The 5,375-nt window shown below is 68.6% G+C and carries 5 protein-coding genes and 1 pseudogene; 2 read left to right on the top strand and 4 right to left on the bottom strand.

The window, feature by feature from the left end:
• Positions 1-95: 95 nt before the first annotated feature.
• The 4 genes and pseudogenes from ACZ7M3_RS52560 to ACZ7M3_RS52545 all read right to left on the bottom strand — a co-directional run.
• A complete protein-coding gene (locus tag ACZ7M3_RS52560) occupies positions 96-1,661 on the bottom strand; it encodes an MFS transporter (protein WP_472073908.1) in 1,566 nt (521 codons plus the stop codon).
• Between the two features lie 57 nt (positions 1,662-1,718).
• Positions 1,719-3,071, bottom strand: coding sequence for an alpha/beta fold hydrolase (locus tag ACZ7M3_RS52555; RefSeq protein ID WP_472073906.1), 1,353 nt, complete (start codon positions 3,069-3,071; stop codon positions 1,719-1,721).
• Between the two features lie 173 nt (positions 3,072-3,244).
• Complete coding sequence (locus ACZ7M3_RS52550; protein ID WP_472073904.1) at positions 3,245-4,105, bottom strand: PaaX family transcriptional regulator; 861 nt, start codon at positions 4,103-4,105, stop codon at positions 3,245-3,247.
• A gap of 123 nt (positions 4,106-4,228) precedes the next feature.
• A pseudogene (locus tag ACZ7M3_RS52545) lies at positions 4,229-4,511 on the bottom strand (HAD family hydrolase); the annotation flags it as partial.
• Here ACZ7M3_RS52545 and ACZ7M3_RS52540 point away from each other — a divergent pair.
• A complete protein-coding gene (locus ACZ7M3_RS52540; protein WP_472073910.1) occupies positions 4,404-4,640 on the top strand; it encodes a hypothetical protein in 237 nt (78 codons plus the stop codon). The pseudogene ACZ7M3_RS52545 and the gene ACZ7M3_RS52540 sit on opposite strands and share 108 nt — an antisense overlap.
• A gap of 119 nt (positions 4,641-4,759) precedes the next feature.
• Positions 4,760-5,143 carry a hypothetical protein gene (locus ACZ7M3_RS52535; RefSeq protein ID WP_472073902.1) on the top strand — a complete coding sequence of 128 codons (384 nt, stop codon included), beginning with the start codon at positions 4,760-4,762 and terminating at the stop codon, positions 5,141-5,143.
• Positions 5,144-5,375: the final 232 nt, after the last annotated feature.

Raw genomic sequence — 5,375 nt, 5'->3', positions numbered from 1 at the left:
CAACCGGAATGAAACCCGGCGGGAACGGCCCCGCTGGGATCACCGCCGTGCCCGAAATACCACCCACCTGCGGTTATTTACGCGTCAGAGTCAAGCTAGTGCTCTGTGGAATCGGTATGTGGGGCAGCTCGGCTGCGGAGTGTGATGAGGGCCAGCAGTGCGGAGACCAGTGCGGCCGAGCCGCAGACGACGAAACCGATGGAGTAGCCGTGGCCGAGGGCGTCCAGGGCGAGTGGGTGCAGGTCGGCCAGTTTTGGTGACGTTGTGGAGGCGCCGTTGACCGCGAGTGGGCCGCCCTCTTCGAGTACGGCGGTGCCTGCGCCTTTCAGCGCCCCGGGCAGGGCGGAGTCGTGCAAGGAGTCGGAGAAGTTGCTTGCCGCGCGGCTCAGGGCCACGGCGCCGATGATGGCCGGGCCGAGGGTGAAGCCGAAGTCTCGCAGCAGGTTGGTGGTAGCGCTGGCCATGCCGGCCAGGTGCACTGGCACGGTGTTGACGGCCGTTGCCGTGATGGACGAGACGGTGATCGCGAAGCCCAGGCCGACGAGACCGAGCGGCAGGATCAGTGAGGTGAAGGCGCTGTCGGTGATCGGCAGTCTGGCCGCCCAGTAGTCTCCCGCTGCGATCAGCAGCAGCCCCGCGCCGAGCAGCAGCCCGGGTGCCGCGGTTCTCAGCAGCCGTTCCGTCAGTGGCAGCATGACCAGTGTGATGCCGTTGAGCAGGACGAATGCCAGGGCTGTCCGCATCGGGGCCTGGTCCTGCACCGGGCCGAGTCGGATGCTGACGGAGTAGGCGGTGCCCAGGAAGGCGAACATGCCCACCACGGCCACGACCGAGGCCACCGCGAAGGCGCGGTTGCGGAACAGGTCCAGGCGAAGGAGGGGGGACTTGGCGCGTTTCTCGGCGAGGACGAAGGCGGCGAAGAACACGGCCGCGAGGGCGAAGGCGATGATGATCGAGGGTGAGGCCCAGCCGTCCGTCGGGCCCTGGATGATGGCGTAGAGCAGGGAGAACAGGCCGAGGCCGATGGTCAGTTGGCCCGCCACGTCGAGTGAACGCCCTGCGGGGGCGCTGGAGTTGGCGGCGAACAGGGCGCTGACGGCGGCGCTTGCCGCTGCGATGGCGGTGACCACGACGAAGGACCATCGCCACGAGCCGTACGTGGCGGTGATGCCTCCGAGCAGCGGGGCGAGGAATCCGCCGGTGGAGAGCAGGGCTGCCCACATCGCGATGACCCGGGCCCGCTGTGCGGGCGAGGTGGTGCCGGCGGCCAGGATGGCCAGCGAGGTCGGGAACAGGGCGGCGGCGCCCAGGCCTGCCAGGGCCTGTCCGGCCCAGAGTTGGTGGATGCCGGAGGCGGTGGCGCTGACCAGCTCGCCCGCGGCCAGCAGTGAAGCGCCGCCGATCAGCAGCCGTTTGCGGCCGAAGAGGTCGCCGAGCAGGCCGAAGGTCAGTTCCAGTACGGCGACCGGGAGCAGGAAGGCGTCGGAGATCCAGGTGAGCTGCGAGCCGACCGGGTGCAGGTCGGACTGGAACAGCCCGTTGAGGGTGGCCGGTATGGCCAGACCGATCTGGGCGAGGCAGACGGCGAGGAGACCGGCGGCCAGGGTGCCGGTGGTCAGGCCGCGGCCGGTGGCGGTTCTGGTGGAGGGTTCGGTCGTCATGGACACGGAGGGCTCCTGAGGCGCGCGAGCTTGGGACGGGGAGAGGACGCTTCGGGATCAGCGGGTACCGGTCAGACGATTCGGCCGGTAGTCGGTGAAGGCGGCGCCGTCGAGGCCCAGTTCGTCGGCGCTGTGCTGGAGTTCGGCGGTGGTGGCGGAGTTGTTCCAGTGCCCGGTGTCCAGCCGGTGCTCCACGGCGTGCAGCCCGGCGAGCACTTCGGCGGTGGTGAAGTTGCAGTGGCCCTGGCGTGCCACATAGGCCTGTCGCAGCAGCACGGAGTCTCCGGCCCTGCGCACCCGCCCGGCCAAGGCCGATTCCTGCTCGACGGGCACCAGTTGGTCGGCGATGGTGTGGATGTCGAGCAGCGGCACGTCCAGGCTCTGTCCGGCGGTGGAGGTCCGCTTCAGATGAGCCACTGCGGCCGGGTCGGCTGTGATGTCGGCACCGTGGGTGAGTCGGTTCAGGTCGGTGCGCAGGTCGAGTCCGGTGTCTCGATAGAGCGCCTCGACCTGCTTGGCGTGGGCGGACTTGCGCAGCAGCCCGGCGTAGTCGACGCCCTTGTTCCAGGACGTGTTGCCGCCGGCGGACTGCTCCACCGACCAGCGCGCCGGGACGATGAACCCGAGCAGGCCCTGAGCCAGCCATGCGTACTGCTGCTCCTCCTGGCCCGCGAAGTCATCGCGCGCGGGCGGCTGGCGGCCCGGAGCCCAGTCGGCCAGATTGAGGTAGGCGGCGGCCAGGGCGATCCGGGCGCGTCCCGCCGGGGTCTGCTGCGCCGATTCCACCGCCTTCGTGAGCCGGTCGGCGAGGGCGCCGGCGTCGGTCTGGCTGTCCAGGTTCACGAGCTTGTCGGCATCGGCGGGGTCGAAGAACGTGGCCAGGGTGTACTCGGCGTCCAACTGGTAGTTGTCCAGGTCTACGCCGCCCGCGACCAGGCCGCACAGGCCGAGCGCACCGTCGACGCGGCCCGCGCCGTCGCGGGCGATCTGGGCGTTGATGAGGCCGCCCATGGACTGGCCCACCGAGATGACCCGGGTTGGTGTACCGACCTGTCGGCGGAAGGCGGTGAGCGCGGCGAACTGATCCCGCTCGGCCGAGTCGAGCGCCCACATCGAGCCGTTCGGGTCGTAGGAGGAGCCGACGAGGGCGTAGCCGGCGTCCAGCAGGGCCTGGCGTGCCGCGGTTGACGGGGCGTCGGCAGCGGTGGTCGGTCCGAAGCCGTGGCTGAACAGCAGCAGGCTGCCGTTCCACTGCGCGGGCTTGTCCGCGATCCAGGTGGCGCCGTCGGACAGCGTGCCCGAGTAGTGGCCTTCCGTGCTTGCGTGGGCGCCGGTCGCCGGCCCGATCAGGGCTGTCGCGAGGGCGGTTGCACTGGCGGCGGCGAGGGTCGAAAAACGGGGTCGGGGCATGGCGGCGGCTCCGCGAGTCGAGGGGGGACCGAGTGGGGGAGCGAGCTGGAAGAGCGCTGCGAATGTAGGGCTCTTTTTTCATTGCCGTCAATAGAGTGACCAGTAATACGGCAGACGGGTCCCCGTGTGGATGTACGGGACCCGGGTGCGGACGGGCGGGGGCCGGGTGCGGATCAGTCCAGCGTCAGGGTGTCGAGCAACCGGGCGGCCGCGCGCGCGGCCGGGCGTTCCCAGCGGCCGGCCAGGCCGCGGAAGACGGTCTCCGCCTGAGCGGCGGGCCAGTCCCCCGGAAGGTGCTCGGCGGGCAGATGCGGGTCCCGTCGCACCAGGTCCAGCCAGTCGGTGTGCAGCAGGAGCTGGCCTGCGAGTTCGTCGCCGGAGACCGCTGCGGGAAGCGGGTCGGTGCGGTCCCAGCGCTCCAGGAACGCCCGGTACCGTGCGCCGATGGCCAGCACGTCGAACGCCTGCTCCAGCACCTCGCGGACGTCGGTCGGCGACTCCACTTCCGCCCGGAAAACCCGCAGATACGGCTCCAGACCGAGACCCGCCACCATCTCACGGACGTCGACGCGCGCCGGGGCCACCCACAGGCCGTTCTGCAGCGGGCCGAAGCCCGCCCAGATCAGCCGGGAGCGCAGGTCGTGCCGTTCGCGGCTCCATGCCTCGGGCAGCGAGAAGCCCACCATCGTCCACCGGCCGTCCCAGTCCCGGTTCACCGCGCCGGTCCGCCAGATACGGTCCCTGCCGTCCGTCAGCACCTGGACGGCGTGCGGCGTCAGTCCGAAGTAGGTCTTCCGGCCCTGGCGGCGACGCTCCAGCAGACCGCGTTTGACCATCCGGTTCAAGGTGGTCCGCACCGCCTCCTCGGTACTGCCCAACCTCCCGAGAGCGGCGATCACACTCCCCGACGACACGGCGATGGGCCGCCCCAGCACGTGAGCACCGAAGAACGTCAGCATCAGGGACTGGGTGCGCGGCTCGGGACCGCTCTCGGCGGTCGGTCCGGCGGCGACATCGACACTGGTCACCGGCACAGCGTAGGCCCGAGGCGAGCGTGCACTGTCTCCACCCGGAAAATGTGTCATTCCTGTGACGGCAATTGTAGAATGGCCCTACATTAGCGATTGAGAGAGGAAGGTGGAAGGCGAGGGGGAGACCCAAGCCTCCGGCGGCAGAGCGTGCAGCAGCTCGGACGCACCGTCGAAGGCCCGCGTACACGCCGGACCGGACGTCCTCGTCCTCGAGTTCTTACAGTGCGGCCAGGCACTCCTGCGGATCACGGTCCGGAACGACCTGCGCGGAGGTCTCCATCGGCCTTGTCCGCAGGGCTACTTGGTGGACCTCATCGGGGTCGAGTCCGTATCGCTCGGCCCGCACCCTCCAAATCCGGCGCTGGTTGTCCAGGGCGTCAATCAACGTGCCATCGACATCGAACAACACGTACCTCTTGGCTCCGGGCCGAGCAGGCGACATCACGCATTCAAGGTCAGCAATGGTGCCGCGTTCGTGCAACGAGGCACCATGCGCCGCTGGAGTTCTGCACGCGCTGCTCAGGTCACCGGCGAGTGATTCGACATGCCCCCTTGCGCCACTGTTCGTGAACAACTCGTACATGTTGAATCGAGGCTTGCTGACGCATTCCTCTCCTGGCCGAGGGGAGTGCCCGTGGGCCGACATCAAGGGGGACCATGACGATCAAACAGGTAATGCATCGGGCTTTGGCAGCCGTGTGCGTGACTCTCGCAATCACCGCGGTGGGGGCCTATCCGGCTACGGCTGATACTCGAGACGGTTGTACGTATCCGCGTGTGTGCTTCTACAAGACAGAGGCGGACTGGCAGGCGCGTAAGCCGACTGCAGCCTACAAGGATGTCACCAGCACCTACCAGCAGCTCGGCCCAAGGTCGTTCGGTTCCGTGGCAATCCTGAACTCGCGCAACGATGACGGCGCACTGCTGCACTTCGCCGACGGTGACACGGTGTGCCTGGAGCCGGATTACACCCTCTTCCCCGCCTACCCTGGGGCGCCACCGGTTGATGCGATCCGCATTATGGACTCTCCTACCTGTTGACGGGGCTCCTGCCCGCGTCTTCGTCCCAGTCAGATCGGTGTCGCCCGACCGCACACCCAACTGGTTGACGACGCCGTCGACGCCTTCATCCTTAGGCCGTGTCCGATGGGTCGTGTGAGCTGATCAGGATGTGGCTCAGTGTTCGCTGGATGGAGGGGGCCACATGTCGCGCGATATAGCCGCAGTAGAGGCGGGGATGAAGGGGATCCGGTTTCGTGCCTGGCACGGAGAG

It is taken from the genome of Streptomyces sp. NPDC111656 (assembly GCF_055656965.1).
Note: the sequence above shows the minus strand (reverse complement) of the source record. Positions and strands in the feature narration are given on the sequence as shown.